Annotated in this window: 1 protein-coding gene and 1 pseudogene; both read left to right on the forward strand. The window is 47.6% G+C overall.

The annotated features are described in order from the left end of the window. Positions 1-370: pseudogene (locus A3729_RS20690) on the forward strand (UbiD family decarboxylase domain-containing protein); the annotation flags it as partial. Further along, the coding region (locus tag A3729_RS20695) for a 2Fe-2S iron-sulfur cluster-binding protein (protein ID WP_068634232.1) at positions 367-1,389 on the forward strand (1,023 nt) is incomplete at its 3' end. The pseudogene A3729_RS20690 and the gene A3729_RS20695, both read left to right, overlap by 4 nt.

Here is a 1,389-nt window from a genome sequence, read left to right on the forward strand (position 1 = left end):
AGGGCATGCTAAACGCGTGATGATGGGCGTGTGGTCCTTCCTTCGCCAGTTTATGTATACCAAGTTCGTAATTGTCTTGGATGATGACGTTAACGCACGAGAGTGGGAAGATGTGATTTGGGCAATTACGACACGTATGGATCCGGCAAGAGATATCACCTTGGTTGAAAACACACCGATAGACTATTTGGACTTCGCTTCGCCAGTATCGGGCTTAGGCTCCAAGATGGGTCTTGATGCAACCAATAAATGGCCGGGTGAAACAAACCGGGAATGGGGTGAACCAATTACCATGACTGACGAGATAAAGTCTCGAGTTGATGAAAGGTGGGACGACTTGGGCATCTTTGGTGGTGATCAGTCCAAGTGAACGTGCTCGAAATAGAGTCACGGGTTGAAGGCCAGCTTCGCACATACGAATTGGCTTTTGATGCGGGAGAGTCAGTATATGAAATTGCTGACAGATATGCCTTGAAGTTGCCCGTCAGTTGCCGCAACGGGGTTTGTGAGATATGCCGGGCCAAGCTCGTTTCTGGCGAAGTTGAATTCGGCCCCCGAAGGGAGCTGGTTCAGGGGCCACTACAGAAAGACTTGTTGCTGTGCCAGACTTGGCCAGTGAACTCAAGCAAAATTACAATAGATAATATCTATGGGCCAGGAGAATTGCCTGTGAAGAAAACGGTTTGCCGAGTAATCGCTGTCGAAGTGATTAGAGGGCATGTTTATAAAGTTGAGTTGCAGTTACCTGCGGGCAAGCTGCCGGAGTTTTATGCCGGGCAGTATTTGGCACTTGAGATGCCGGGTAAGGATGCTGGTAGTTATTTTTCTATCGCTTCAGCGCCTGGCTTGCGAGAAATCACCCTCCACATTCAGGCTGATCCGCACTTGAACTCAGCGGTTGAAATTGTGGACTACTGTAAGGACGCGTTGGAGAGTGGAGCCAGTGTCACGATCTCTTTACCGTTTGGAAAGGCTTGTTTGCCAAAAGTGCCTGATAAGCCGCTAATCTTGATGGCTGCTGGTACCGGCTTTGCTCAAATGAAGTCTATTATTGACTATCTCCTGGCGCAGAATTATTCGCTTCCGCTTGCCTTATATTGGGGAGTTAGAAAAGAAGAAGATATGTACTTGGCAGAGTTGGCTGAGGAGTGGGCATCGAAATATGATCACTTTGAATTCCACCCGCTTATCGCAGACATTGAAAACATAGATGCAAACGCTCATCACAATCAATTGAGTGATGCGGTATTAGCAGACTTTTCAAATTTAGCGGATAGTAAGGTTTTTGTTAGTGGCTCGCCAAAGCTTGTTCATTCTGCAATGGACGCCTTGCTGGAAGCCGGATTAGAAGAACAAGACTTCTTCTCCGATGTTCTGGAATATGCGCCA

This window comes from Oleiphilus sp. HI0043, assembly GCF_001634935.1.